24 protein-coding genes and 1 pseudogene are annotated in these 24,159 nt (G+C 67.4%); 11 read left to right on the top strand and 14 right to left on the bottom strand.

The window, feature by feature from the left end; all coding sequences use genetic code 11:
• Window positions 1-131: 131 nt before the first annotated feature.
• The 4 genes and pseudogenes from A5789_RS36065 to A5789_RS37025 form a co-directional block, all read right to left on the bottom strand.
• Window positions 132-350: a hypothetical protein gene (locus A5789_RS36065; protein WP_227462950.1), complete on the bottom strand. Its 219-nt coding sequence runs from the start codon at window positions 348-350 to the stop codon at window positions 132-134.
• Window positions 351-1,392: 1,042 nt separating this feature from the next.
• Complete coding sequence (locus A5789_RS28800; RefSeq protein WP_227462954.1) at window positions 1,393-2,421, bottom strand: hypothetical protein; 1,029 nt, start codon at window positions 2,419-2,421, stop codon at window positions 1,393-1,395.
• 80 nt (window positions 2,422-2,501) lie between these two features.
• Window positions 2,502-2,654 (bottom strand): annotated as a pseudogene (locus A5789_RS38685) (helix-turn-helix domain-containing protein); the annotation flags it as partial.
• Window positions 2,655-2,898: 244 nt separating this feature from the next.
• Window positions 2,899-3,057 carry a hypothetical protein gene (locus A5789_RS37025; RefSeq protein ID WP_156747565.1) on the bottom strand — a complete coding sequence of 53 codons (159 nt, stop codon included), beginning with the start codon at window positions 3,055-3,057 and terminating at the stop codon, window positions 2,899-2,901.
• Window positions 3,058-3,327: 270 nt separating this feature from the next.
• Here A5789_RS37025 and A5789_RS28795 point away from each other — a divergent pair, with 270 nt between their 5' ends.
• A complete protein-coding gene (locus A5789_RS28795) occupies window positions 3,328-4,122 on the top strand; it encodes a DUF559 domain-containing protein (protein ID WP_082941025.1) in 795 nt (264 codons plus the stop codon).
• 171 nt (window positions 4,123-4,293) lie between these two features.
• Here A5789_RS28795 and A5789_RS28790 read toward each other — a convergent pair whose 3' ends face one another.
• On the bottom strand, window positions 4,294-4,875 hold the full coding sequence (locus tag A5789_RS28790) for a hypothetical protein (RefSeq protein WP_064902085.1): 582 nt from the start codon (window positions 4,873-4,875) through the stop codon (window positions 4,294-4,296).
• 206 nt (window positions 4,876-5,081) lie between these two features.
• On the opposite strand from A5789_RS28790, the gene A5789_RS28785 reads away from it, so the two are divergent.
• Both A5789_RS28785 and A5789_RS38120 read left to right on the top strand, forming a co-directional pair.
• Window positions 5,082-5,642 carry an alpha/beta fold hydrolase gene (locus tag A5789_RS28785; RefSeq protein WP_227462951.1) on the top strand — a complete coding sequence of 187 codons (561 nt, stop codon included), beginning with the start codon at window positions 5,082-5,084 and terminating at the stop codon, window positions 5,640-5,642.
• Entirely contained in the window at window positions 5,575-5,934 is a 360-nt protein-coding gene (locus A5789_RS38120) for an alpha/beta hydrolase (RefSeq protein WP_227462952.1), read from the top strand. Before A5789_RS28785 ends, A5789_RS38120 begins: the two co-directional genes overlap by 68 nt.
• Window positions 5,935-6,012: 78 nt before the next feature.
• Here the strand turns inward: A5789_RS38120 and A5789_RS28780 are convergent, their stop codons facing one another.
• Entirely contained in the window at window positions 6,013-6,729 is a 717-nt protein-coding gene (locus A5789_RS28780; RefSeq protein WP_064902084.1) for a class I SAM-dependent methyltransferase, read from the bottom strand.
• 129 nt (window positions 6,730-6,858) lie between these two features.
• Here A5789_RS28780 and A5789_RS28775 point away from each other — a divergent pair, with 129 nt between their 5' ends.
• Window positions 6,859-7,239: a DoxX family protein gene (locus A5789_RS28775; RefSeq protein ID WP_064902083.1), complete on the top strand. Its 381-nt coding sequence runs from the start codon at window positions 6,859-6,861 to the stop codon at window positions 7,237-7,239.
• A gap of 180 nt (window positions 7,240-7,419) precedes the next feature.
• Here the strand turns inward: A5789_RS28775 and A5789_RS28770 are convergent, their stop codons facing one another.
• Complete coding sequence (locus tag A5789_RS28770; protein WP_064902082.1) at window positions 7,420-8,637, bottom strand: acyl-CoA dehydrogenase family protein; 1,218 nt, start codon at window positions 8,635-8,637, stop codon at window positions 7,420-7,422.
• A gap of 227 nt (window positions 8,638-8,864) precedes the next feature.
• Here A5789_RS28770 and A5789_RS28765 point away from each other — a divergent pair, with 227 nt between their 5' ends.
• On the top strand, window positions 8,865-10,082 hold the full coding sequence (locus A5789_RS28765; protein ID WP_082941024.1) for a cytochrome P450: 1,218 nt from the start codon (window positions 8,865-8,867) through the stop codon (window positions 10,080-10,082).
• Window positions 10,083-10,137: 55 nt separating this feature from the next.
• Here A5789_RS28765 and A5789_RS28760 read toward each other — a convergent pair whose 3' ends face one another.
• Window positions 10,138-11,607: an MDR family MFS transporter gene (locus tag A5789_RS28760; protein WP_064902080.1), complete on the bottom strand. Its 1,470-nt coding sequence runs from the start codon at window positions 11,605-11,607 to the stop codon at window positions 10,138-10,140.
• Window positions 11,608-11,846: 239 nt separating this feature from the next.
• Window positions 11,847-12,851, bottom strand: a complete 1,005-nt coding sequence (locus tag A5789_RS28755; protein ID WP_064902079.1) for a phosphatase PAP2 family protein — start codon at window positions 12,849-12,851, stop codon at window positions 11,847-11,849.
• A gap of 268 nt (window positions 12,852-13,119) precedes the next feature.
• On the opposite strand from A5789_RS28755, the gene A5789_RS28750 reads away from it, so the two are divergent.
• Complete coding sequence (locus tag A5789_RS28750) at window positions 13,120-14,001, top strand: hypothetical protein (protein WP_064902078.1); 882 nt, start codon at window positions 13,120-13,122, stop codon at window positions 13,999-14,001.
• A 6-nt stretch (window positions 14,002-14,007) separates the two neighbouring features.
• Here the strand turns inward: A5789_RS28750 and A5789_RS28745 are convergent, their stop codons facing one another.
• Window positions 14,008-14,862 (bottom strand): DUF1266 domain-containing protein, encoded by an 855-nt coding sequence (locus tag A5789_RS28745; protein WP_063910627.1) that lies wholly within the window; start codon window positions 14,860-14,862, stop codon window positions 14,008-14,010.
• A gap of 122 nt (window positions 14,863-14,984) precedes the next feature.
• On the opposite strand from A5789_RS28745, the gene A5789_RS28740 reads away from it, so the two are divergent.
• Window positions 14,985-15,809, top strand: a complete 825-nt coding sequence (locus tag A5789_RS28740) for an alpha/beta fold hydrolase (RefSeq protein WP_063009399.1) — start codon at window positions 14,985-14,987, stop codon at window positions 15,807-15,809.
• Window positions 15,810-15,831: 22 nt separating this feature from the next.
• Here the strand turns inward: A5789_RS28740 and A5789_RS28735 are convergent, their stop codons facing one another.
• On the bottom strand, window positions 15,832-16,056 hold the full coding sequence (locus A5789_RS28735; protein WP_064902077.1) for a hypothetical protein: 225 nt from the start codon (window positions 16,054-16,056) through the stop codon (window positions 15,832-15,834).
• A 118-nt stretch (window positions 16,057-16,174) separates the two neighbouring features.
• On the opposite strand from A5789_RS28735, the gene A5789_RS28730 reads away from it, so the two are divergent.
• Window positions 16,175-16,729, top strand: a complete 555-nt coding sequence (locus tag A5789_RS28730) for a hypothetical protein (protein WP_064902076.1) — start codon at window positions 16,175-16,177, stop codon at window positions 16,727-16,729.
• 103 nt (window positions 16,730-16,832) lie between these two features.
• On the opposite strand, the gene A5789_RS28725 is transcribed toward A5789_RS28730, so the two are convergent.
• The gene (locus A5789_RS28725) at window positions 16,833-18,137 is read right to left on the bottom strand and encodes a glycosyltransferase 87 family protein (RefSeq protein WP_082941023.1); all 1,305 of its coding nucleotides are present in this window, start codon (window positions 18,135-18,137) and stop codon (window positions 16,833-16,835) included.
• A gap of 84 nt (window positions 18,138-18,221) precedes the next feature.
• Between A5789_RS28725 and A5789_RS28720 the strand changes: the two genes are divergently transcribed.
• The 3 genes from A5789_RS28720 to A5789_RS28710 all read left to right on the top strand — a co-directional run bounded on the left by A5789_RS28720 (window position 18,222) and on the right by A5789_RS28710 (window position 22,358).
• On the top strand, window positions 18,222-19,586 hold the full coding sequence (locus A5789_RS28720; RefSeq protein WP_064902074.1) for a cytosine permease: 1,365 nt from the start codon (window positions 18,222-18,224) through the stop codon (window positions 19,584-19,586).
• Window positions 19,587-19,633: 47 nt separating this feature from the next.
• On the top strand, window positions 19,634-20,743 hold the full coding sequence (locus A5789_RS28715; RefSeq protein ID WP_064902073.1) for a phosphotransferase enzyme family protein: 1,110 nt from the start codon (window positions 19,634-19,636) through the stop codon (window positions 20,741-20,743).
• Between the two features lie 88 nt (window positions 20,744-20,831).
• Entirely contained in the window at window positions 20,832-22,358 is a 1,527-nt protein-coding gene (locus A5789_RS28710) for an amino acid permease (protein ID WP_063009474.1), read from the top strand.
• Here the strand turns inward: A5789_RS28710 and A5789_RS28705 are convergent.
• Together A5789_RS28705 and A5789_RS28700 are read right to left on the bottom strand one after the other, a co-directional pair.
• The gene (locus A5789_RS28705) at window positions 22,256-22,909 is read right to left on the bottom strand and encodes a hypothetical protein (protein ID WP_064902072.1); all 654 of its coding nucleotides are present in this window, start codon (window positions 22,907-22,909) and stop codon (window positions 22,256-22,258) included. The two genes, A5789_RS28710 and A5789_RS28705, sit on opposite strands and share 103 nt — an antisense overlap.
• A gap of 11 nt (window positions 22,910-22,920) precedes the next feature.
• On the bottom strand, window positions 22,921-24,156 hold the full coding sequence (locus A5789_RS28700; RefSeq protein WP_063009409.1) for a CdaR family transcriptional regulator: 1,236 nt from the start codon (window positions 24,154-24,156) through the stop codon (window positions 22,921-22,923).
• Window positions 24,157-24,159: the final 3 nt, after the last annotated feature.

The raw sequence follows: 24,159 nt of genomic DNA, 5'->3' as shown, positions 1-24,159 counted from the left end.
TGACCACCCTCTACTCGGCTACGACACGCCCAGACTTCGCTGAGGGCCCGTCGTACACCATCCTGCTGGACTCAACCCGAAGGACAGCCTTGGGTGGACGGTTTCGACGTCGGCGAGCATCATCACCGCGTTCAGGGTGAGGAAGTCGAAATGATGTGTGGACGGGCGATTACGGCTTCGGCGCCGGTGGCGCGGACTTGGTCGACCAGGGGGATGCGGCTGGATTCCGGGACCCACACAAGGCGGTAGCCGAGACGGGTGGCCAGGCGGCGTACTTGGGCGGTGTCCCAGTCCGGGGCGGTGGATTCGGGATGTACCCAGCCGAGCGCGATCGGATGAGTGGGCGTCACCGCTGGGAGTCCTTGCGGCGGCGTTCACCTCGCAGGGGTAGGCGCGCTAACGCGAAGGTCAGTCCGAGCAGTGCTGCGATGAGCAGCAACAGGATCCAGTCACAGCCTTTCATAACGCACCCCTCCATCCCCTCGGTCGGCAAGAGCGCCCACCGCCGAGGAGCCAGGGTTCGGCCGGCTACGGACCCGGCGATGGGGCCGTATATCAAGGTATGAGGCCGGTCACGCGCCTTCTGTCCTGAAAGGACAAGGGCGACAGGGGATGCGCTCGGGAAGAGCGCTCGGGGGCAGCGCTCGTATACGCCGTGTGGGATCGGCGTACGGACCCGCAGCTCGGACAAGGTGTGCGGGGTCGCGCCAGAAATCGGCGTGCAGGGCCCAGGTGCACGGACTCGGCGTGCGGGCCATGTGCGCGGGCTCGGCGTGCGGGGATGACCTGCGGACTCGATGCTCGGTCGAGGCGCGCCGGGGGCCGACGCGCGGCCCCGCTCTCGGACTCGCCGTGTGGGTTGGGCGCGCGGAATCAGCGGCGGATCTCGCTGAGGTCGGGGCGACGCCGTCGCGTGGACTCGGGATCCGGGGCAGCGCTTGGGCTCAGTGCTCGGGTTCGGCGTGCGGGGGGTTAGCGGCGGGTCTCGCCGGAGCCCGGGGCGATGCCGATTCGCCGTGTGAGGCCGCGTGGTTCGCGGGAGGACCGGCATCGCAGCGGCGGCGCGGAATTGGTCGGCCACTGCTTTTCGGGGAAATCGTCTGCGCAGATGCGTTCGCTCGCCACCGCGGCGGCTGTGGCGCAGGTTTCCGGACTGGCGTCTAGGGCGTTCTGTTCGGATGAGGACGGTGATCTCTCGTCGCGCGGACTCGGCGCTCGCACTTGTCGCGTGGGGTCGACGAGCGGACCCGACGCTCGAACCTTGCTTGCGGCCTGTGGGATCGGCGTGCGGACGTGGCATGTGGGGTCGTCGGTCGAACTCGGCGTGCGGATTCGACGGCTAGGAGGGCAGGGGCCGGCGTGCGGACTCGACGCTCGAGCTCGGCGTGCAGGTTAGCGGCGGGTGTCGCCGGAGTCGGGGGCGATGCCGACTCGCCATGCCAGGCCGCGTAGTTCGCGGCCGCCGGCATCGCGGCGGGCGGTGCGGAGTTGGTCGGCTACCGCTTCCCGCACGAAGACGTCGGCGTGGACGCGTTGGGGTGCAAGGCGTTCCGCTCGCATCAGGGTGGCGATTCCTTCTTCCCGCCGGCGGCGATCCGTCAGAAGTGCTCGGCCGATCTCCATGTGGAATTCGGCCTGCCTCGAAGCGCTCGGCAGCGCAGCCACGTTCACCCGGTGCGCTTGATCGGCCACCTTCCTGCTGTCGCCGAATTCGTTCCCGATCGTGGCCTTCCAGATCCCGACATTCGCGCGACCGAAGAACATATGTCCGAACGAGCCCACCTCCGTATCGAGGCGTCGAGCGATATCGTCGGCCTCGCCGAGATGTGTTTCGGCGGTGTCTCGATCGCCCTGTACGGCTGCTGCCAGGGCCGCGGACAGATGAAGCATCCCGTACGCCTGCACGACATCATCGTCATCGAGATGTGGGCGCAACTCGTCGGCCACGCGCACGGCGCGCCGATACTGTTCCGGCCGTGACAATCCGCCTGTTGCGTCTCCGCGCAGCCATGCCGTGAATCCCTGCCATGCAGGCGATTCCAGAGCCTCGGCGCAGTGCTGCGCCTCTTTGGCTGCCAGCAGAGGAAGGCCGCGGCCGCCGAGGCGCTTACTCGTCCACATCGCAGCTGCATAGCACCAGATCATCCCGATCAGGGTTTCGCGTCGATGTACGGGAGAACGGACATAAACCGCATGCAGTTCACCGAGCAGCTTCGGCATCAACTCCGCCTGCGCAGCGTAATCCGCTGTGCCCTGCGACAGTTCGATCAGCCGCTGGATGTCCGCAGCGATGGCCGGCCACTCCCGCATCGGTAGCCCGGGGTCTTCACCCAGTTCGAAGATGTCGAGCACGTTTTCGATCGCGACCAGTCCGGCATAGGCCGCATCGTTGGCGCTCGGGTGCTCGGCTTGCCATGGCACCGGTGAGAACTCGCTCGGCGCCACGCGTAGTGCGGCCGCGATCGCCTCGTGGTGCGCCGGTTCTCCAGCGACTTCTCGCCTCGCTCCAACTTTCCGAGGTATCCGTAGGAGATTCCGGCGAGTCCGGCGGCGGCTTCGAGGCTCAGGCCGCGCCAGGCGCGGATTTCGCGCAGGCGGCGGCCGAGGTCGTTCGGCGGGATGCCGCTGTCGTCGTATTTCTGCCCCACACCCATGGTTACCACGCTACGACCAGAGGCTCGTTCGTGCAGTAAGACCGTTGATATGCGCGGGGATCATGAGGCCCCGCTTCGAAGCCGCGCGTCGGCTGCACCACGGCTCCGGCTGTCCGGTCCCGGCGGTGTTGGGGCAGGTGGATGAGCCGAGGCTGTTAGCGCGAAGCAACACCTGTGGACTTCGCGCTCGAGGCCGATCCAGCGGGGCGCGGTTGCAGTTCGATGAGTTCGGACAGCTTGAGGGTCAGGCATGGGGAACATCCGGACGCCAGCCCGGCGGTAAGGCGCCCATTTGGCCGAAAGTCTTCACGTAGACCGGCAGGTGGCGAAATGTATTGCGGGAGAGCCTGTTCAGGGACATCGTGCGCTCGTCTGCTCTGCGGTCGTCGGTGACATCGCTCACGGCCGGTACGGAAGCTCGGTCGGTGGCGATTTCATGGTCGGGCCGAACTCCCTGCACGGCTCCATCCGTCGAGAAACGGTGAATTAATCGTGCAAACCGACCCTGATTGTGCGGCTTTCTCGCATTCTTGCGGAGGTTTGCACGGATTGTTCGCCCTATCCACAGGCGCGTGCTGATTCACAGGTCTGCCGTTCGCCCAGGTGAGCTTCGGATCCCCCTGTCACCGAGCCGAAATCATCGGTGACCGTGATTCGAACCAGGGCGGAGTTGATGCGCGAAGTCTCGGCGGCCACGATCACCGCTCGCTGTCGCCGCGGGGAATACACACGTGTGTTGCCGGGGATCTATGCGGTCGGGAGGGTTACCCAGCGCACCAGGTGTGAGGCGGTGATCGCATGGTTGCCGGAGGCGGTGTTGAGTCATCGCACTGCGGCGTGGCTGTGGGGAATGTTGCCGGAACCCGAATCGGTCGAGGCGACTGTGCCTCGGGCGCGGTATCGAGCGACGCCGGAGTGGCTTCGGTTGATCCGGCGCAATTTACGGTCCGACTGGATCGATGAGGCCTGGGGGTTTGCGGTGACAAACCGGTCCCGCACGTTGCTCGATTGTCTGCCGATCCTGCCCGCCGCCGAGGCGGGCCGCATGGTCGACAACCATGCCCGTGCGGTGGCCCCCGCCTTGTCGGACCTGACCGTCGGCCAGTACGGCTCGGCGCATTTGCGGGAGCATTTGCGTTGCGCCGCATTCGATGCCGCCTCGGAGCCGGAGCGAATGTTCGCTCGCGCGCTGGCGCGGCGCGGTCTTCGTCTGCTCCTGAATCAGCCGATCGGACAGTACATCGGTGATCTCGTCGATGAACGGTCGCGGACGATCATCGAGATCGACGGTCGTGAATTCCACAGCGATGCACTGAGGTTCCGACTTGATCGGCGGCGTCAGAATGCCCTGCTGGGCGCCGGATGGTTCCTGTTGCGATATGCCGCCGCCGATGTGAACAGGTACCTCGATGCGTGCGTCGAGGAGGCCGCGCGGGTGATTCGACGCAGGCGCAGAAGCCGCAGATAGTGCGGACCACTTTGCCATCTGATACGCCTTGGCTCATCCATGCGGCCGGACAGCGCTCGGATAGCTCGCGGCGCCGCGCAAGGAATTCCGCCCGCATCCGCCACGCGGGTCTGCCCACGTATCCGGAGCATCGGGTGCGGATACGTGGGCAAGGGCTGGAGTCGCGGAGGATCACTCGGCGACAACCGGAGTCGATCGTCCCTTCCAGACCAGGAGCGCGGCCTGGGCGATGAAGAAGACGCCGCCACCGGTTGCGTACACCGACAACACATCCAATGTCGGTGCGTCACCGAAAGATTGGTCAATGTAGAACAGGCCCACCAGGAACGAGAGGCCGCCGGCGATCAACATCGGCCACTGTTTGCTCAGTTCGGGACTGCGGCGGTACAGGCCGACGGCGACCTGGGCCGCACCGGAGAGGACCGCCCACGCGCCGAAGGTGGCGAGGGTTGGGCCTACGCCGCCGGTGATTGCGGTGGTACCGGCCGCGACGGCTGCCAGGGTGCTCAGGGCGGCGTTGAAGGCGGTTACCCGGCGTTCGGGGCCCGCATCGGTCGCCTTGTAGTCGATCAGCGACGAGACGGCGTCGATCAACGGGTACGCCGCCAGCAAGGCGACGGCGAGGGCATCGAGGGTTTCGTGTGCGGCGGCGAAGACGGCGGCCCATGCGAGGGCGAGCACGCCGCGGCTCACGTACAGGCGGATCAGTGCGGCGCGTTCGGTTTTCGCGGTAGCGAGGGTGGGGGTACTCATCGGATTCTCCTCGGTTGGAACGACAGAACTCACTGTCGTCCGGGAATCCGGCGGCGACATCCGTCGCATGACGCTGATGACGACGTAATCGCGGGGGCCGGGGCTGATTACGTCGCCGACAGCGTCATCCGACGGATGCCTGGCTGCGGGCCGGCCACGCAGAGTGGATCGCATATCCGCACCACTCGTTCGAAGGGCGTAATCACATGGTCGTAGTCGGACGTGGCCGCACGCGGCGGCGCGTTGTCCGGACGGTTTCGGCGGTCGCGGCGGTTGTCGTCGCGGGGAGTGTGGTCGTTGCCTGCGCTGCCGAAACGACATCCCAGGCCGGTCCCGGCGAGGATGCGCCGAAACCGACGATCGTGCTGGAGCACGGCGCGTTCGCGGACGCCTCCAGCTGGGACGGTGTCATAGAGAAGCTGCGCGCCGACCACTATCCCGTTGTCGCCGCGGCGAATCCGCTCCGCGGGCCCGCCGCGGACGCCACCGGGTTGCGTGGCTTGATCAGCCATATCAACGGGCCGGTGATTCTGGTCGGGCATTCCTACGGGGGGTCGGTCATCAGTGCGGCGGGTGCCGGGAATGATCAGGTCAAGGGCCTGGTCTATGTGGCGGCGTTCCTGCCGGCGACGGGGGAAACAGCACTGGGATTGACCAAGCGGTTCGCAAGGTTCCACCTTGCCGGGCACGCTCGATCCCGTGCCGATCACGAATATCGACGGCAGCACCGGCACAGACCTCTACATTCAGCAGGACAAGTTTCGTGACCAGTTCGCCGCCGACGTCGCCCCGGACCGCGCCGCCCTGATGGCGGCGACGCAGCGGCCGATCGCACAGTCCGCGCTCGAGGAGAAGGCCGCGGTCGCCGCGTGGACCGAGAAGCCCAGCTGGGATGTGATCACGACCGAGGACAAGAACATCCCGGTTGCGGCCCAGCGCTTCATGGCCGAACGCGCCCACGCCCATGTGACCGAGGTAGCCGCATCGCACTCTGTCGCGGTGTCCCAGCCCGATGTGGTGGCCGGGGTGATCGAACAGGCGGCCCGGGACTCCCACTGAGCGACGGTCGGCCGAGGCAGCCGGGAGCAGCCGGCCGGCTCGACCCGAGCACCGCCCCTCGTCCGAGACCCGGATCGGTTACACCCGCCGCGCCTCCAGCAAGTGAACGGGAAGGCGCAGCCCACCGGTCTCGTCCACGTCTGGACGAAAACCCTTCGAGGCAAACAGTTTCCGGACCTCCTCCGGCGGATTCACTGCCTCGATGAACTCCGGTCTCAGGGTCGTGATGTTCCAGTCCGGTGTGGTGAATTCGCTGCGTAGTTCGGGCTCGGACAGCGGGTAAGGCGCGTACAGCCGCGCGTGTTCCGTTGTGGCGAAGCTGAATTGGATCAGGCGGCCGCCCGGCTTCGTCACTCGGGCGAGGGCGGCGATGTGGGAGCGGCGCTGGGTGGGGGAGAGGCAGTGGAGGAGGGCGCTGCTCACCACCGTGTCGAAGTGGCTGTCGTAGCCCGCGAGGGTGGTCGCGTCGGCGACGGCGAAGGTGACGGGGAGATCGCGGCCCGCGGCGCGGCTGCGGGCCTGGTCGATCGCGGTGGGGGCGATGTCGAGACCTGTCACTCGGTAGCCGAGTTCGGCGAGGTGGATGGCTGTGTCTCCCGGGCCGCAGCCGACGTCGAGCACCTCGCCGGTGATCCGGCCGGCGCGTTCCATGGCGGTGAGCAGCGGTTGCGGGCGGCCGATATCCCACGGTGGTTTCTCCAGTCGAAGGCCGGGGGCCAGGGCGGCGCCGCTGTAGAGCTGCTCGAAATCGACCGTCGTGGGGTCGATTCCGGAGACGGAGAGGTCATCGGACATGTGCGGTCCTCCGCTCGGATGGGAGCGTCGCCGTGGCGACTGCTCGGCGTACGAATCCACTCTATCCCATATCGTATGAAAACGATATAGTTGGGAAACCGTATTAATTGTCGACCGAGCGAGGCTCCGATGTTCGTCGCCTATCTGACCGTCATGCTCGTCACCATCGCCGCCAACACCTTCTCCGGGGTCGCCGCCGTCACCCGATTCACCCCGGTCATGGCCACATTGGCGCCCGCGATGGAGACCGCCGGGATTCTGCAGTCCTGGCTCACCTTTCCGATCGGAACCTTGAAGCTCGCCGGTGCGGCCGGCCTGCTGCTGGGTGTGCTCGGGGTGCCGTATGTGGGTACGGCCGCCGCGATCGGCCTGGTGCTCTACTTCGTCTGCGCGGCCTATACCCACATCCGCGTCGCCGACTATGCGCAGACCTTCTATCTGGCCGTGGGGCTGTTCCTGCCTCTGGCCGTCGCCTGCCTGGTTTTGCAGCTCGCGGACCAGCGCATCTGACGCGGAGGGCCCCGGTCACGCGGACCGGGCCCGTGGCCCGGCGGTGAACTGATCGTGCAAACCGCACCCGATCGCGCGGTCTTCTCGCATTCTCGCCGAGGTTTGCACGAAGAGTTCGGTGTCGAAGCCGGGCGCAACGGATCCCAGTCCCCTGCCGGTGGTGCGGCAGGGGACTGCGGGTCACGCGTTCAACAGGCCCTTCGCGATGTGCGTGACCTGGATTTCGTTGCTGCCGGCGTAGATCATCAGCGACTTCGCGTCGCGGGCAAGCTGTTCCACCTTGTACTCGGACATGTAGCCGTTGCCGCCGAACAGCTGGACGGCCTCCATGGCGACCTCGGTGGCGGCGCGGGAGGAGTAGAGCTTCATGGCGGACGCTTCGGCGAGAGAGACGGATTCGCCGGCCGCGGTGCGTTCGATGGCGTTGAAGACCATGTTCTGCACGTTGATCCGGGCGACTTCCATCTCGGCGAGCTTGAGCTGGATGAGTTGGAAGTGGCCGATCTCCTTGCCCCACAGCGTGCGCGATTTCGCGTAATCGACACAGAGCCAGTGACATTCGTTGATGATGCCCAGCGCCAGGGAGGCGATGCCGATGCGTTCGGCGGCGAAGGATTCCTTGGCGCTGTCCTTGCCGTCGCCTTTGGCGGGATTCTCGGTTTCGCCGAGCAGGCGGTCGGGCGTCAGGCGGACGTTGTCGAAGACCAGTTCGCCGGTGGGGGACGAATTCATGCCCATCTTCTTGAACGGCGCGCTCTGCACGAAACCGGGCATGCCCTTGTCGAGGACGAAGGTCAGCACCTTGCGGTCGCGGCGATCGGTGCCGTCCTCCTCGTCGAGTTTGGCGTAGACGACGGTCACGTCGGCGTACGGGCCGTTGGTGATGAAGGTCTTGCGGCCGTTGAGGATGTAGTCCTCGCCGTCGCGGCGGACGTAGGACTTCATACCGCCGAATGCGTCGGAGCCGGAATCGGGTTCGGTGATCGCCCAGGCGCCGACCTTCTCGAACGTCACCAGCTCGGGCAGCCAGCGCTTCTTCTGCGCGAGGGTGCCGCGGCTGCGAATGGTGCCGACGGCCAGGCCGAGGCTCACGCCCATCGACGCGACGAGGCCCAGGCTCACTCCGGCCAGCTCGCTGTTGAGGATGACGCCCATACTGCCGGAACCGCTGAAACCGCCGGACTTCCCCGGCGTTCCGGCTTCCTCGCGGGCCAGCGATTTCGCCAGCCCCTCGCGCGCCATCTCGTCGAGGCCGAAGGTGGCATAGAGCTTGCGGATGATGTCGAACGGCGGCAGTGCCCCGCTTTCGAGCCGGTCGACATGCGGTTCGATCTCCTTCTTGATGAAGCCGCGCACGGCGTCGCGAAGCATCAGATCTTCGTCGGACCACTTGTACATGTCGTCAACTCCCGAGTATCGCCGGAACGGTCGTCTCGAATATAGAACACGTTCTAATTCGGAAGTGCCGCCGCGTCGTCGCGCGCGACCCGAGCCGAAGGGAATCGACTCTCCCCACCGGTGGTGCTCGACCGGCTCCCGCGGCACCGCGATTCTGAGATGATCTCGCGGGCAACAGGTCTCATCCCTCGCGTGCGCAGGCACGTCGACAGTCGAAGGGTTCCGTGATGACGAACCGACCTGCTTTTCCCGATGCGAACGAACGCCCCCTCGATACCTGCCTACGCCTACGCAAGACCGCTCCGGTGGTCGAAGTCGACTTCCCCGGCGGGGTTCCGGCCTACCTCGCGCTCTCCCATCGGGCGGTCGAGGAGATCCTCGCCGGCGACAACAAGACCTTCGCCCGGGATCCGAAACACTGGCCCGCCCTCTACGACGGCTCGATCCCCGAGGACTGGCCGTTCCGGGCGATCGTGCAGGGCGATCATCTGTCGACCAAGGACGGTGCGGACCATCGGCGACTGCGCGGCCTGGTCGGGAAGGGATTCACTCCGGCTCGGGTACGGGATCTGGAGCCGCGGATCCAGGCGATCATCGACGGCCTGCTCGACGGTGTGGCGGCCGCGGGGGATCCGGTCGATCTGGTGCCGGCGTTCTGCGACGCGCTGCCGATGGCGGTGATCAGCGAGCTGTTCGGCGTACCGGAATCGGAGCGGGCGCAGCTGCGGCAGTGGACGTTGACCTCACTGTCACAAGAGATTTCGGCCGAGGAGGCGTTCTCGACGCAGGTGGCGCTGCGCGGCTATCTCTACGAGTTGGTCGAGCGCAAGCAGCGCGAGCCCGGTGACGATCTGACCTCCGATCTCGTCCGGGCGCGGGACGAGGGCGATCGGCTCACCACTGACGAACTGGTCGCCATTCTGTGGCTGATGTTGATCGCCGGCCACGAAACCACCGTTTACCTGCTCGGGAACGCGGTCGTTGCGCTGGGAAGGCATCCCGACCAGCTGGCCCTGGTGAAGGCGGAGGATCGGTGGGCCGACGTCGTAGAGGAAACGCTGCGCTACCGGCACTCGGTGATGATGACGAGTTTCCGATTCACGCTGCAGGACGTGACGATCGACGGGGTTCCGATTCCGAAGGGCAAGGCGGTCGGCGTCGTCTACCAAGCCACCGGAGTGGACACCGCGCAGCACGGTGAGACCGCCGACGAATTCGACATCACCCGCCCGCCGCGGTCGCACCTCGGATTCGGGCACGGACCGCGCTACTGCATCGGCGCACCGCTGGCTCGGCTGGAGGGCCGGCTCGGGCTGGCGAGCCTGTACCGGCGGTTCCCGGACCTGAGTCTCGCCGTGGATCCCGCCGAAATCCCTTATACGCCTTCGTTCTTCACCGTGGGGCCGGTGTCGATACCGGTTCGTCCCGGCGCCGATCGCGGCTGAGCCGACACGACGACGCCCGCGAGACCGATTGTCTCGCGGGCGTTTCGGGCCGTGGTCAGCCGCGGACCATCTCGGTGTCCTCGACATCCTCGGAGTCGAGAACGACCGCCTCCGAGGAGGCCGAGCGGTTGGGCAGCAGCACCGCCATCACGATGACGATCAGCGCCAGGCCGGCGGATATCCCGAAGGCCAGCCGCATACCCGACAGATGGGCGACGAGCGGTGCGATCCCGCGATCGGTGAGGGTGGTGGCGCGGGCGGTCATCACCGTGACCACCAGGGCGGTGCCGAACGCCGCGGCCACCTGCTGCAGGGTGCCGAGCATCGAGCTGCCGTGCGAGTACAGATGCTGCGGCAGCGCGCCGAGACCGAGGGTGAAGACCGGGGTGAAGGCCGCGGCCAGCGACACCATCAGCAGGATGTGCAGCGCCAGCAACTGCCAGTACGGCATGGTCAGCGAGATGCGGGTGAAGCCGGCCAGGGCCGCCGCGATGCCGACCGCACCCGGAATCACCAGCATGCGCCCGCCGAAGCGGTCGAACAGGCGCCCGATCGTCGGCCCCAGCAGACCCATCGCCAATCCGCCCGGCATCACCAGCAGACCGGTTTCCAGCGGTGACAGCGACCGCAGGTTCTGCAGGTACAGCGGCAGCAGGATCATCGAGCCCATCATCGCCAGGAAGGCCACCGCCATCAGCACGAGTGCCTTGGTGTAGGTGCCGGACAACAGGATTCGCAGATCGAGCAGGGGAGATCCGGTGCGCTGGAGGTGGATCTGGCGGGTGGCGAACACCGCGATGAAGGCCACGCCGGCGGCGACGATCAGCGCCGGGATCACGATGTTGCCCACCTCGAACCGGCTGAGGCCGTAGACCAGGCTGCCGAAGCCGAGGGCCGCGAAAACGACACTGGCCCAATCGATCGCGCCGCTCTCGGGTTCGCCGACGTTCTCCAGTTTCCGCAGGCCGAAGAAGGTCACCGCACCGGCGATGGGCAGCACCAGCAGGAAAAGCCAACGCCAGGAACCGATCTGGAGTACCAGGCCGGAGATGACCGGACCCATGGCCGGAGCGACCGAGATGGCGAGGGTGACGTTACCCATGACCCGGCCGCGATCGTGTTCGGGCACCACGGTCATCAGGGTCGTCATGAGCAGCGGCATCATCACCGCGGTGCCACCGGCCTGTACGACGCGACCGACGAGCAGCACCGCGAACGACGGCGCCGCGGCCGACAACAGGGTGCCGGCGAGGAACACGCCCATCGCGAGCGCATAGGCGCGGCGGGTGGTGACACGCTGCAGGAACCATCCGGTGACGGGGATGACGGCCGCCATGGTGAGCATGAACGCGGTCGACACCCACTGCGCGGACCGCTCGGTGACGTGCAGATCGGTCATCAGGCGGGGGATCGCGTTGATCATGATGGTCTCGTTGAGGATCACCACGAAGGTCGCGAGGACCAGCAGCCGGATCACCGCGGGGGTTCTTCGTCCGGCCGGGTGATGGACTGGTTCGGCGGGCATGTGTACCTCCGGGTGTTGCGACGCAGAATGTCCGACCGACGTCGAGCCACTCCTCTGTGCCTCGAACGCCACACCAGACCTGACGACCGTGACCCACTCAACTCATCGGTGCCGCGCAAGTATTCCGGTGAACCGGACACGTGAGCACGTGGTTTTTCGCGCCGAACCGCACTGATAGCCGCGAGAAACGACTGCTCACCTGCGCCTGTTCCGTGGGGCGCGCAGGGGAGAGACGCTCGTCACACCGTGGTGGCCTGGGCCGCGGGCACCACGGCCTCCGACCCGTCACCCCGGCCGGTCGCGGGCAGCGGACCGAACAGTGCCCGCCCCGCCCGCCAGTTCTCCCACAGGCGCGTGATCAGGATCGTGAACGCCGTATACCCGCCGCCGAGCAGCACATCGAAGACCCAGTGCTCGCCGCCGTAGACGAGGGTGAAGCCCATCGCGCACGGATAGATCACCAGGATCGCGCGCAGCCACCAGTGCCGCGTGAGCGGCCACAGCGTCGCGGCCACCAGTACCGAGAACGCCGTGTGGAGCGAGGGCACGGCGGCGACGTAGTTGCCGTGGTCCTCGAGCCATTGCGCGCTCACGTTGGGATCGACCACGCCGAGCCCGAAACCGGATATGCGCCGCACATGTTCCGGGATGGCTCCTTCGCGCCCCGCGTACCAGGGCGGCGCCGCGGGCACCAGCACATAGGTGACCAGCGCCAGATACGACAGCAGCAGAATCCGGCGCATATACCGGACCCACAGCGGCCGGGAGTAGACGTAGAAGATCGCCGCGACCGCCCAGGGCAGGATGAAATGCGTCGTGTAGACCACGCCGATGATCGGCGTCCACGAGGGCTGGCCGTCGCCGGCCAGATGGTCCTGCAACCAGATCGTCGGCAGGGTGCCGCCGAACATCCAGCGATCGGCGGTGACGAGTTCGTGCATGCGCAGCGGCATGCCGAGTTTGTCGGCGAGGTCGCGGGTGTAGTCGTAGACCATGAGCGCCGCGATCAGCGGCAGCCAGTCGGTCAGTACCCGGATGTGCTCGCGCCAGGGCCGGTCGACGGTGAAGGCGAGAACGCCGCCGATCATCCACGCGGCTTCCTGCACGCGGCCACCGGGTAGTGCTCCGGTGATCAAGGCCGCGACCAGTGCTGCCAGGTAAGCGAACCGCACGGCGTAGCGGATCAGCCGCCGTTGGCTGGTCGGCTCCGCGATTTCGGTTGTCTCCGGCTGTACACCGAGCATTCGGCCAGTGTGCCACCCACATTCACGGGCCGGACACATCCATCCGGTTCGCGTGTCGGGGGATGTGGTGTCCCGGAGTAGCACATACGCACTTCTCATCGCCGCACTCAGCACGGGCAGCACCGCCGTGGCGACCGCCACCGGACTCGCGAGCATGTTCGCCGGAAACCTCTGATCGGCGTTCGCCGGATACCCGGAACGGCGGGGGTCTCTCGGTAGAATCCGTCCCCGATGAGGTCTCACCGGGTCGGATGGGAAGGATGCGGCAGTGCTGGAGGTGTGGGGGCGTCGGACCGCGGTCAGATATGCCGACGGGCGGATCACCACCACGCCGCTGGGCGTCGACGACGATGTCGCCATGGATGTGCGGGTCTGCGATCTGCGTGACGCCTGCCTCGCCGAGGCCGACAGCGGTGACCTGCTGATCCTGCTGTATTTCCGGGCGCCGGACTATGTGATCAAAGGCGTTGCCACCCGGCGCAATCCGGCGACGATCTTCCTCGAACCCGAGGTGTTCACGCAGGCCGCCACACTGGTCCGCGCGATCGGCGACGATCTGCTCGAGATGCGGCGCATCGTGCGGCAGCGGCCGAATCTGACCCCGCCCCGGCCGGTTCCGGGGCAGTACGGTCCGATCCGTCCAGACGTGTCGCGCGCGGCCGAGCGGATGCGCACCCCGGAAATGTGCGCGCGGGAGCTGGCGGCCCTGCACGCATACGCCCGACCGGACGAATACGTCCTCGAATGCGCACCGTGCGGCCATCGCGGGGCGCCGGGGCTGGTGGTGGTCACCACCCTGCGGCTGCTGTTCGTATCGGCCGGGGCCACCTACGAATTCCCGGTGGCCGCGCTGGATCGCACCGATGTGGCCGCGCCGCCCGGATCGGTGGCGACGCTGCGCGTTTCGGACGGCAACACGGATCTGGAATTCGTCTCCACCGAGGCCGAGGATCTGCTGCGCGTCGACGGTGCCGTGCGGCTGGCCTGCGAGATCGAACATGTCGACGGTTCCATCGTGATGGCGCGTCCGTCGTCGCTGGACCTGTTCGGCGAATGGCAGTTGCTGGTGGAGCGGCGCAAACTCGGCATGGTCGACACCGAGCAGTTCAAATGGGAGGGCATCGGCATTCTGCGCGCGATGCCGCAGTAACCGCCGTCAGTGGAACGGGGAGAGGCCGAATACCGGCGCGCCCGGATGCAGCGCCACCCGCCGCCACGGACTCGACGGACGCATCAGCAGGCCGCGGATCATCCAGCGGCGTTCGTCGACCTGTTCCTTGGCCGCGGCGAGGTCCTGGGTGGCCGCCCAGAAGATGGCGCCGGTGAGGAAGCCGGCCGCGAACTGCCGCCAATTGCGGTAGTGCTGCTGGGCTTTGGCGAGCGCGCGGCCCAGCAGCGTCCACGCCTCGTCCTCGTCCAGATATCCGGCGGTGTGCGCGGCGCGGGCGATGAAGACGATGCGCGAGAGGTCCCAGGCGGTGGCATCGGTGTTGAGCGGTTGCGGTAGCCGGTCGACGATGCCGAATTTGATGGCCTGCAACCAGGCGTCGTAATCGCGGTCGATGCCGTTGACGCCACGGTAGCCGCGCACCTCGGACACGGTGTGCAGGAATTCGCGGTGGCTGTCGGCGAGGCCGGTGCGGTCGACGCGGGTGGTGTCCTGGGCGGCCGCGGTCGCCAGCGGATGCACCATCGCGAACAGCGGTGCGTGCATCCCGCTCAGCAACCGGCCGATGGTGTCGCGCGCATCCTCGGCGTTGTCGACACCCCACGATTCGTGCAGGCCCTCGATGGTGGATTCGCGCCGGGTCTCCGAACTTCCGGGGTGTTCCGGCTGGAAGGCGACGGTGTCGTTGTAGGAGCTCCAGCTGCGGCCGTAGTACGCCCCGATCGCCAGCGCCCGGATGCGATCCTCGCCGATCGCGACACCCGACCATTTGTCCGAGCCGGGATCGAAATCCGAACTCGGAAATCCGCTGACGCGCGGAAGTCCGTGCGGTCCGGCGACCATCGTCACCACTGCACCCCCTCGCCCGTGAATACTGTCCGTGCGAGCCTACCGACCGGCCCCGCCGGAGCTCGTGAACCCATCGCGTACTTTCGAACCGAACCCGGCCCGCGAAGGAGTAGGACATGCAGACCGTGACGTCGCAGGACGGCACCACCATCGCCTTCGACCGGATCGGTTCCGGCAGTGCGGGAACCGTCGTGCTGATCAGCGGCGCTTTCGGTTATCGGCAGGTCCCCAACACCGTCGAGCTGGCGCAGGCGCTGGCCGAGAACTACGGCCTGCGCGTGCTCAACTACGACCGGCGCGGGCGCGGCGACAGCGCGGACTCGCCGGGGGTCTACGACAGCGCCAACGAGATCGCCGACATCCGCGCGCTGGTCGAGGCCGAGGGCGGATCGGCCGCCCTGTTCGGCTGGGGCTCGGGCGCGATCCTGGCACTGCTGGCCGCGCGCTCGGGCGCGATCACGGGAATCACCGACGTGGTCGCGTTCGAACCGCCGTTCGTGGTCGACCCGAAGGATCACGTGCCGCCCAAGGACGCGGAGGAGAAATTGCGCGAGCGCGTCGCGGCAGGCAAGCGCAGCGGTGCGGTCCGGTACTACATGACCAAGGTGATGGGTGTGCCGGGGCTGGTCGTCGCGGTCATGCGGATGTCGTCGGTGTGGAAGAAGCTGGTCGCCACCGCCGATTCGACGGCCCACGATTTCGCTGTGCTGAAACCGTTTTCGCGCGGTGAGACCATTCAGCCGGAAGACTGGGCCGCGCTCACGGCGCCGACCCTGCTGCTGATCGGCGATCGTTCCGCCCCCGCGCTCACCAAAGGGGCCAAGAAGATGGCCGAGGTGCTCCCGAATGCCGAATTGCGGGAGCTGCCCGGCGTGAGCAACGATCCGGTCGCCGCCGAACTGGCCCCGGCGATCGGTGAATTCCTCACGCGCACACGGTGATCGGCGCGGCCACGACGACCGGCTAGGGGATGCTGGCGGGTGCTCGCACGACCCGCCCGCCCAGGCGTTCGGTCACCTCGAAACCCTGCTCGCGGAACCAGCGCGCCAGGATCGGGACCGCCGAATCGTCGTCGCGGAACGTGGGGACCAGCTGCGCGACGATATGCATGCCGTGGGCGTCGGCGGTGCGGCACAGATGGCGCAGCGTCGCGGTGCCCAGGCCCATCCGGCGCAGCGGCGGAATCACATCGATGTGATCGAGTTTGACGGTGCTGGCATAGATTTCGAACTGGACCGCGACCGGTCCCTGATTCTCCGGCCAGCGTCGCCGGATCCGCCGGCACCGGGCGCACCTCGCCGGGCAGGTGCACGACGAGCCGGCGTCGCGCCTCGTCGTCGGGCGCCATGCGGACGGCTTGCACCACGCGATCGGTGATATCGCTGACGGCCGTGCGGTCACCGTCGGCGGCGAGCGGACGGATATCGGTGGTTCTGCGCGCTGTTTCGCGCAGGGTGCGCACCCAATGCGGATCGGCCTTGCCGTAGCGCTCGGCGAGCTGACCGATGGTGTGCTCGAGTCCGAAACAGCCACCGAAGGTTCCGGTGTCGCCGCCCGACAGCACGCCCCACCGACGGTCGTCGGCCCCGACGCAATGTCGCGCCAGTTCGGCGCGGATCTCGTCGCGGCGGCGTTCGGCCTGATCGACCGCCGCGCCGGGCAGAATGCGCAGCCAGCGTTTCCATCCGCCGAGATTGGCGCGGATCCGGGTACCGGCGAGATCGGCGCAAGCCTGCTGGTAGTTGCTCCAGGCTTGCTCTCGTCGCTGGATCAGCTGCCGATCCGGGCGGGTGGGATCACCGTCCGCGGTCGGCGTGTTGTCGTCCATATTTATCTACGGTACGACGGAAGTGCAGGGTGACTGGGGTGTTGGGAAATCGCCGGTGGTGTGTCGCCGACGCCGGGTGGCAGGCGGCGGAGGATGCCTCGGAGATTTACCGATCGATTGCGCCCGGCGTGTCGGCTCAGGACTCGGTGGGCACCTTGGTGCGCAGCGAACGCAACGACACGGGCAGCAGCGGTTCTGCCGTCGTGGACCGCGGTGCGGTGACGACATACAGGGCGACCAGCAGCACGCTCAGCCACACATAGGTGTCGCCGACCAAATGCTGCCACGGCGTCCAGGCCAGTTCGCGGTTGTTGTCGCCGGGTTCCCAGTTCTGCGGGCCGATGGTGAACACGACCGCGGTCGCGATGATGATCGCGTACCAGATCATCGCCGACCGGCGCGGCAGCCGAGTCGCGACGCCGACGGCGGCCAGGAGGCCCGGCGCGATCCAGACCCAGTGGTGCGACCACGAAATCGGCGAAACCAGCAGGGTGAAGACGGCATTGAACGCCAGGGCCAGCGCCGGATCGGCGACCGCGCGCCGCATCGCCGCCACCACCAGCACCAGCAGCGCCAGACTCAGCAGCGCCCACAGGGCGGTGAAGGCCGGTTCGGGGACCTGGAAGCGTGACAGCACGCCCTGAATCGACTGATTGGTCCGGAAAGCCGACCCGCTGAGGCCCGAGACATTGCCCATCCCGCCGAACCAGTACTTCACCGATTCATGCGGCATCAGGGCGAACGCGATGCCGGTGGCGACGGCACCGGTGATCGCCGCGGTGAGCGCCGAGCGGTAGTCGCGGCGAACCAGGAAATAGAGGACGAAGGCGGCCGGGGTCAGTTTGATCGCCGCGGCGATGCCGACCAGGACGCCGCGCGGCCAGCGGGTGCGTTTGGGCAGGCAGTCGGCGGCGACCAGCACCATCAGCAGCAGATTGACCTGCCCGAAATCCAGTGTCGAATGCACCGGTTCCAGCAGCATGCCCAGCGGAATCGCGCAGGCGCTGGCCCACAGCACCACCTCGGTGCCGCCGCTGCCCCAGACCCGGCGGGCCACCAGATAGAGCGTGATCGCCAGCGCCAGCGTGGAAACCACGAAGAAACTGATCGCCGCGGCATTCCACGGCAGCAGTGCGAACGGGCCGAGCGCCACCGCGGCGAAGGGCGGATAGATGAACGGCAGACTGATCCCGAGCGTGGTTTTCGGCAGACTGCCGTACATATCGGCGCCGTCCCACATCGCCTGCACGCCCAGGCGATACACCTGGAGGTCGATGAATTCGCGCTTGATCGGCTGCAGGGGCCAGCTGGGCCGCAACAGCCAGAACACGCTCAGGGCGACCAGCAGTACCGGAACCAGCCAGACGAGCCGACCGATGCGGTGGGCTCCCGGCATGCGAGGTCCCGACAGCGGCCGGGCGGATGTGGAGACGCTAACCATCCGGGACGAGGTTACCGACTGCGGGCGCCGGAGCGAAGCTGGGGGCGAATTTCCACCGGAGGCACCCGATAGCATGAATTCGCTATGACGACTCTGCCCGAGCAGCCGGGAGACCGCTCGGCCGAGGCCCCGCTGCTGCTGACCAACGCTCCGCCGCGCACCCTGTCGTTCGGTGATCAGGCCGCGTTCTGGGCCAACCTGGGCGTGAGCCTGATCGGCTTCACCGGAGCCTTCTACGTGCTGCAACCGGCCGGCCATCGCCAGTTGCCGGTCACGGCGGCGGTCCTCGCCACCGCGGTGGGAACCGTGCTGGGCACCGCGATGGTGGCGGCCGCCGGCGCGGTGGGCGAGCGCACCGGCGCGCCGGCGATGGCGAACTTCCGCGGACTGTTCGGCACCCGGCTGTCGTATGTGCCGACCGTGGCCAACATCGTGCAGTGCATCGGGTGGGGTGTGTTCGAGCTGACCGTGATCGCGGGCGGGGTCGCGGCGCTCACCCACGGGAATCTGCCGCACGGTGCGGTGATTGTCGGGGCCGGTGCGTTGTGTACGGCGATGGCGATCTGGCCGTTGAACGTGCTGCGCATTCTGCGCAAGTACGTGACGGTCGCGGTGGCGGTGGCCATGGGCTGGTTCACGATTCAGTTCCTGCGCCAACCGCTGCCGCCGGTGACCGGTACGTCGTGGAGCGGATTCTTCCCCGGCGTCGATACCGCGCTGGCGGTGGCGGTGCCGTTCGTCCCGCTGGCCGCCGACTACACCCGCCACGCCCGCGGCGCTCGCGCCGCTACCGGGGCCACGATGGCCGGCTATTCGATCGCGCAGACCTGGTGCTATCTGCTCGGCATCGTCGCGCTACTGCAGGCCGGCGGTGATCCGGACCGGATCTTCGACACCTTCCTCGGCGTCGCGGCCGGATGGCTGTTCTTCGCGGTGCTCGTGCTGCGGGAATCGGATCAGTCGTTCGCCAATGTGTATTCCACCGCGATGTCGCTGCAGAATCTGCTGCCGCGGGTGGATCGGCGCTTCCTGGCCGCAGCGGTGGGTGCGCTCGCGACCGTGCTGGCGCTGGGGGTGCACGACTTCACCGGTTTCTCGAATTTCCTGCTGCTGATCGGATCGGTGTTCGTCCCGCTGTGCGCGGTGCTGGTGGTCGACTTCTTCCTCGGTCGCGGCCGTCGTGGGTGGGATCTGTCCGAGAACGCTCCCGCCCGTCCGCTCCTGCTGGTGCCGTGGCTGCTGGGCTTCGTCGTGTACCAGGTGCTCAATCCGGGATCGGTGGATTGGTGGGCGCGGATCTGGCTGCGGGTGCAGGACCTCGTCGGTGTGCATCCCGGCTGGTGGTCCTCCGCCTCGCTGTACTCGTTCCTGGCCGCGGCCGCCTGCACCGGTGTGCTGGCCCGTCTCGAACGGCTGCCCGCCCGGGCCGAGCCGGAGCGGACGTCCTGAGCCGGGCGGGAGACGAGTCCGCGGAGACGGGCGATCAGGTCTTCGCGATGGGCGAAAGTGGGTCGGCCGCACCGGCATTCTCCCCGCTGACTCCCGGCGAGCTGGGAGATCTGTTCGCCGAGCCCGGCGCGACACCCGTGATCGAATGGCGTAGCCGGCGGCCGTTGTCGTCCACGGCCCGGGTGCGGCTGGGTGACGGAACGCAAGTCGTGGTGAAGCGGATGCCTTCGGCGCTGCGCGATCCCGGGACCCTCGCCCCCGAACACGCCTTCATGAATCATCTTCGAGCACAAGGCATTCCGATTCCTCGCGTGCGGGCGACCGAGCGCGGCGAGTTCACCTACGAAATCCAGGAACTCGGGGCAGGCGAGGACCGGTACCGCGACGACTTCTCGTGGAGCCCCTATCACTCGGCCGCCGATGCGGCCGCGGCCGGAGCGATGCTCGCGCGCCTGCACCTCGCCGCGGTGGGATTCGAGGCACCGGAGCGCCCGCCGCATCCGTTGCTGGCCGGGCTGTGCACCGATCCGGCCGCGGCCGTCGACCGCTACGTCGCCGCCCGCCCGGAGGTCGGCCGATTTCTGGCCGCCGAGCGATACTCGGACGCGGTGCGGTCGCAGGCCGGACCGCCGATGGAGCTACCGGGCGCGACGGATGCCCCCGCATCCGAACTCGCCGCCGCGGTCGCGACGTTGCCCCCGCTGTGGACGCACAACGATTGGCACGGCACGAATCTGCTCTGGTCGGACGGCGGGGTCACCGCCGTCGTGGATTTCGGCCTGGCGAACCGGACCGTGGCCGCCTTCGATCTCGCCACCGCGATCGAACGCTTCGCTGTCGACTGGCTCTCGATCGCCGCGGGCGGCCCGGCCCGGGTGCAGGCCGGGCAACTGGGCGCGTTCCTGCGGGGTTACTGCGAGATCAGGCCGCTGCATCGGGTGGAGCGCGAGGTCCTGCCCGACCTCTTCCCGCGCGTGCACATCGTCTACGAATTGTCCGAAATCGATTACTTCCTCACGATTCCGCCTCGTCGGCAGGTGCGCAATGCCCGGATCGCTTACCGTAACTACTTTCTCGGTCGCTCGGTTTGGGCCGCATCGGCCGAGGGCAAGGCCTTCACGACCATGTTGCGACGACTGACTGCCGAGTGCTGTTAGGTTGCTGTCTGCGGGTCACGGGGGATCGGTGACAACGGAGGAGACGGGTGTGGCTGAGCCGACGCCAACGCAGAACACGGCCGGATCGGTGCCGAACCCCCGGTGGGGTGGTCTGCTGCGAACCAAATCGGTCGAACAATCGATCCGGGATACCGATGAACCCCATTCCAAACTCCGCAAGGATCTGACCGCCTGGGATCTGACCGTCTTCGGTGTCGCCGTGGTGGTCGGCGCGGGCATCTTCACGCTGACCGCGCGCACGGCCGGCAATGTGGCGGGGCCGTCGGTCTCGCTGGCCTTCGTCTTCGCCGCCGTCGCCTGTGGACTCACCGCCCTGTGCTACGCCGAATTCGCCTCCACCGTCCCCGTCGCGGGCAGTGCCTACACCTTCTCGTACGCGACCTTCGGCGAGCTGGCGGCGTGGATCATCGGCTGGGACCTGATCCTCGAATTCGCCCTCGCCGCATCGGTTGTCGCGAAGGGATGGTCGCAGTATCTGGGTGAGGTGATGGGCTCGCGCTCGCCGATCGTGCATTTCGGGTCGGTCGAATTCGATTGGGGCGCGGCCCTGTTGATCGTCATCCTGATGGTGCTGCTCGTGATCGGCACCAAGGTGTCGTCGCGGGTGTCTGCGATCGCGGTCGCGATCAAGCTGTCGGTGATCGCTGTGGTGATCGTGGTGGGGCTGGCCTATTTCGAGCCGTCGAATCTGAAGCCCTACATTCCGCCGTCTCAGCCCAGCAGTACCGGGGAGGGCCTGCACCAGACACTGTTCCAATGGCTGACCGGCGCCGGTGACAGCAACTTCGGATGGTACGGACTGCTGGCCGCGGCCAGCCTGGTGTTCTTCGCGTTCATCGGATTCGATGTCGTGGCCACCACCGCGGAGGAGACGAAGAATCCACAGCGCAATGTGCCGCGCGGAATCCTTGGCTCGCTGTTGATCTGCACCATCCTGTATGTGGCCGTGACGCTGGTGCTGACCGGCATGGTGCCCTACACCGAGCTCGCCGGCAACGACGCCACCCTCGCCACCGCGTTCAAACTGCACGGGGTCACCTGGGCCAAGAACATCATCTCCGTCGGCGCGCTGGCCGGTCTGACCACCGTGGTGATGGTGCTGTATCTGGGCCAAACCCGCGTGTTGTTCGCGATGTCGCGCGATGGCCTGCTCCCGCGTCGCCTGGCCCGGACCGGGCGCTTCGGCACTCCGGCTGCGCTCACCATCGGCGTCGGCACGGTCTGTGCCGTGCTGGCAGGATTCGTGCAGTTCGGCACGCTCGAGGAAATGGTGAACATCGGCACGCTGTTCGCATTCGTGCTGGTGTCGGTCGGTGTGATCATCCTGCGGCGCACCCGCCCCGATCTGCCGCGCGGATTCCGGGTGCCGCTGGTGCCGCTGATCCCGATTCTCGGTGTGCTGGCGTGCCTGTGGCTGATGTTGAATCTGTCGGTGGAGACCTGGTTGCGATTCCTGATCTGGATGGTGATCGGGTTGGTCGTCTATTTCACCTACGGTGTGCGGCATTCGGTGCTGCGCTCGACACCGATCTCCGACACTCCCGCGGCGGCGTCCGAAGGCCGAGCTACCGAGGGCCGAGCTACCGAAGGCTGACTTTCCGGGGGCTGGTCATCCGGAGGCTGGGCACCCGCAGACGCCGCGAAGGCCAGGTCGCGGGCTCGATCGAGCTGGTCGATCACCACCTCCCAGGCGGGGTGCCCGGCATCCGGCGCGTCCAGCAGATCGCGATGGATACGCAGCAGCGTGCGGGTGGCCTCGGCGGTATGCGCGGCCGCCTGCAGCGCGGGGGCCGACGGCACGGTGGTGAAGTGCAGTCCCGCGATCCGATGGGCGAGCCAGTACGCCTCGAAATGCGCCTGGGCGCAATGCTCCTCGCGTTGTTCCCGATCGTCGGTGGCGTAGGTCGCGGTACCCGGCCCGGCGGCGCGGGCCCGTTCCTCGAGTGCGGTGAGATCGGGAGCGCCGGTCAGGGAGTGGCGTAGATCATCGCCCATCATCCGGTACAGCAAACCGGCGAGCAGGGCGTGTTCGACCGCTGCCGAATCGGTTCCGGACATTTCCGAAATACGGGCTTGCTCGGCGGCTTCGTCGGTATCGGCGCGGAGCACCGCCAGCGCGGCCCGCAATTGCGCAGTGGTAGCCATCGCGAGACAGGCTACCTCCTAGCAAACGTTTTGCCCATACCGTCCGGCGAATGATCCGCGAGGTCCGCCACGGGCGGTCCCTCGGCGTCCCGATACGTGCGCGCGACCAGTGCGGCGCGCAGATACCAGAGGCCGCTCGGCTGCGAGGGATCCAGTCCGGTGAGCTGACCGATCCGTTTGAGCCGATAGTCGACGGTATTGGTGTGCACCTGCAACTGCCTGGCGGTGCGGCGGCGGGACAGGCCTGTGGCCATGTGCCGCCGCAGGGTCTCGAGCAGATCCGGGTGGTCGTCGAGCGGATCCAGCAGTGTCCCCAGCCGTTCCAAACCCGGTCCGGGACGGGTCAATTGATATTCCATCGCCAGATCCGCGAAGCGGTACAGCCCGGGCGGGCTGGCCAGCCGCAGCACGGTGTCGAGCAGTTCGTGCACGCGGTCGGCGGCCGCGGAGATCTCCTCGGTGGGCGTCGCGAGCGCGGTGGCGGTGAGCCCGACCTGCGCCGCCTCGGACAGTTCGGCGATCAGCTCGTCGAGTTCGTCCTCGCCGAACATCGCCTCCGGGACCAGGATCGTGCCGCCGTCCACGCTGAGCAACGACAGCACCCGCCCGCCGCTGCGATTGGCCAGTGCGGTCTGCAACCGGCGCAGTTTGCGGCGCGCCACCACTTTCCCGTCCACGTTGGGATGGGATTCGTCGGGGTGCGGCGGAATGCTCATCGCCACCACGACATACGCGGGTTCGATCTCGATCCCGCTCGCCCGGGCCATCGTCGAGGTGGGGTGCCCGGCCAGCAGCGCCGAGACCAGCGTGTGCACCGCGGTGTGGTGTTCGGTGACCGCGGCCTGATGTTCGCGCACATAGGCGAGTGCGACCGCGGGGGTGATGGTGTCGAGAATCCGCAGCAGCAGCTGCGCCGGATTCTCGGGCCGCTGCTTTGGATCGGTCTGGGTGAGCAGCAGATCGAAGGCCAGCCGGAATCCCTCGTGCACCGCGTGGTGGACGGTATCGATCGGAATGCCCTCGCGTGCCCAGTTCGCGGCCGCGCGCTGCAGGCGCCCGACCTTCTCGTCCGGCTGCCGGCCCTCGAGGATGTCGACGGTCAGTTCCAGGCAGACCCTGGTCACCGCGGTGATGTCGCCGTGCAGGGCGTCGCCGGGCAGTGTGGAGCACGGGGCCACATGTTCGGCGAAATGCCCGACCAGTTGGCGGGAGAGCACCCGGACGTCGTGGCGGGGGCGGGCGTTCATCGT

The organism is Nocardia sp. 852002-51101_SCH5132738 (genome assembly GCF_001665695.1).
Lineage (GTDB): Bacteria > Actinomycetota > Actinomycetes > Mycobacteriales > Mycobacteriaceae > Nocardia > Nocardia nova.
The sequence above is the reverse complement of the archived record's forward strand: the minus strand, read 5'-3'. Positions and strand labels throughout refer to the sequence as shown.

What these genes read in the sequence shown, in the direction of transcription:
- A5789_RS28795 (WP_082941025.1), top strand. Translation starts at nt 3,328, where the DNA reads ATGCGCGAAGTCTCGGCGGCCACGATCACCGCTCGCTGTCGCCGCGGG.
- A5789_RS28790 (WP_064902085.1), bottom strand. Translation starts at nt 4,875, where the DNA reads ATGAGTACCCCCACCCTCGCTACCGCGAAAACCGAACGCGCCGCACTG.
- A5789_RS28785 (WP_227462951.1), top strand. Translation starts at nt 5,082, where the DNA reads ATGGTCGTAGTCGGACGTGGCCGCACGCGGCGGCGCGTTGTCCGGACG.
- A5789_RS28780 (WP_064902084.1), bottom strand. Translation starts at nt 6,729, where the DNA reads ATGTCCGATGACCTCTCCGTCTCCGGAATCGACCCCACGACGGTCGAT.
- A5789_RS28775 (WP_064902083.1), top strand. Translation starts at nt 6,859, where the DNA reads ATGTTCGTCGCCTATCTGACCGTCATGCTCGTCACCATCGCCGCCAAC.
- A5789_RS28770 (WP_064902082.1), bottom strand. Translation starts at nt 8,637, where the DNA reads ATGTACAAGTGGTCCGACGAAGATCTGATGCTTCGCGACGCCGTGCGC.
- A5789_RS28765 (WP_082941024.1), top strand. Translation starts at nt 8,865, where the DNA reads ATGACGAACCGACCTGCTTTTCCCGATGCGAACGAACGCCCCCTCGAT.
- A5789_RS28760 (WP_064902080.1), bottom strand. Translation starts at nt 11,607, where the DNA reads ATGCCCGCCGAACCAGTCCATCACCCGGCCGGACGAAGAACCCCCGCG.
- A5789_RS28755 (WP_064902079.1), bottom strand. Translation starts at nt 12,851, where the DNA reads ATGCTCGGTGTACAGCCGGAGACAACCGAAATCGCGGAGCCGACCAGC.
- A5789_RS28745 (WP_063910627.1), bottom strand. Translation starts at nt 14,862, where the DNA reads ATGGTCGCCGGACCGCACGGACTTCCGCGCGTCAGCGGATTTCCGAGT.
- A5789_RS28740 (WP_063009399.1), top strand. Translation starts at nt 14,985, where the DNA reads ATGCAGACCGTGACGTCGCAGGACGGCACCACCATCGCCTTCGACCGG.
- A5789_RS28725 (WP_082941023.1), bottom strand. Translation starts at nt 18,137, where the DNA reads ATGGTTAGCGTCTCCACATCCGCCCGGCCGCTGTCGGGACCTCGCATG.
- A5789_RS28720 (WP_064902074.1), top strand. Translation starts at nt 18,222, where the DNA reads ATGACGACTCTGCCCGAGCAGCCGGGAGACCGCTCGGCCGAGGCCCCG.
- A5789_RS28715 (WP_064902073.1), top strand. Translation starts at nt 19,634, where the DNA reads ATGGGCGAAAGTGGGTCGGCCGCACCGGCATTCTCCCCGCTGACTCCC.
- A5789_RS28705 (WP_064902072.1), bottom strand. Translation starts at nt 22,909, where the DNA reads ATGGCTACCACTGCGCAATTGCGGGCCGCGCTGGCGGTGCTCCGCGCC.
- A5789_RS28700 (WP_063009409.1), bottom strand. Translation starts at nt 24,156, where the DNA reads ATGAACGCCCGCCCCCGCCACGACGTCCGGGTGCTCTCCCGCCAACTG.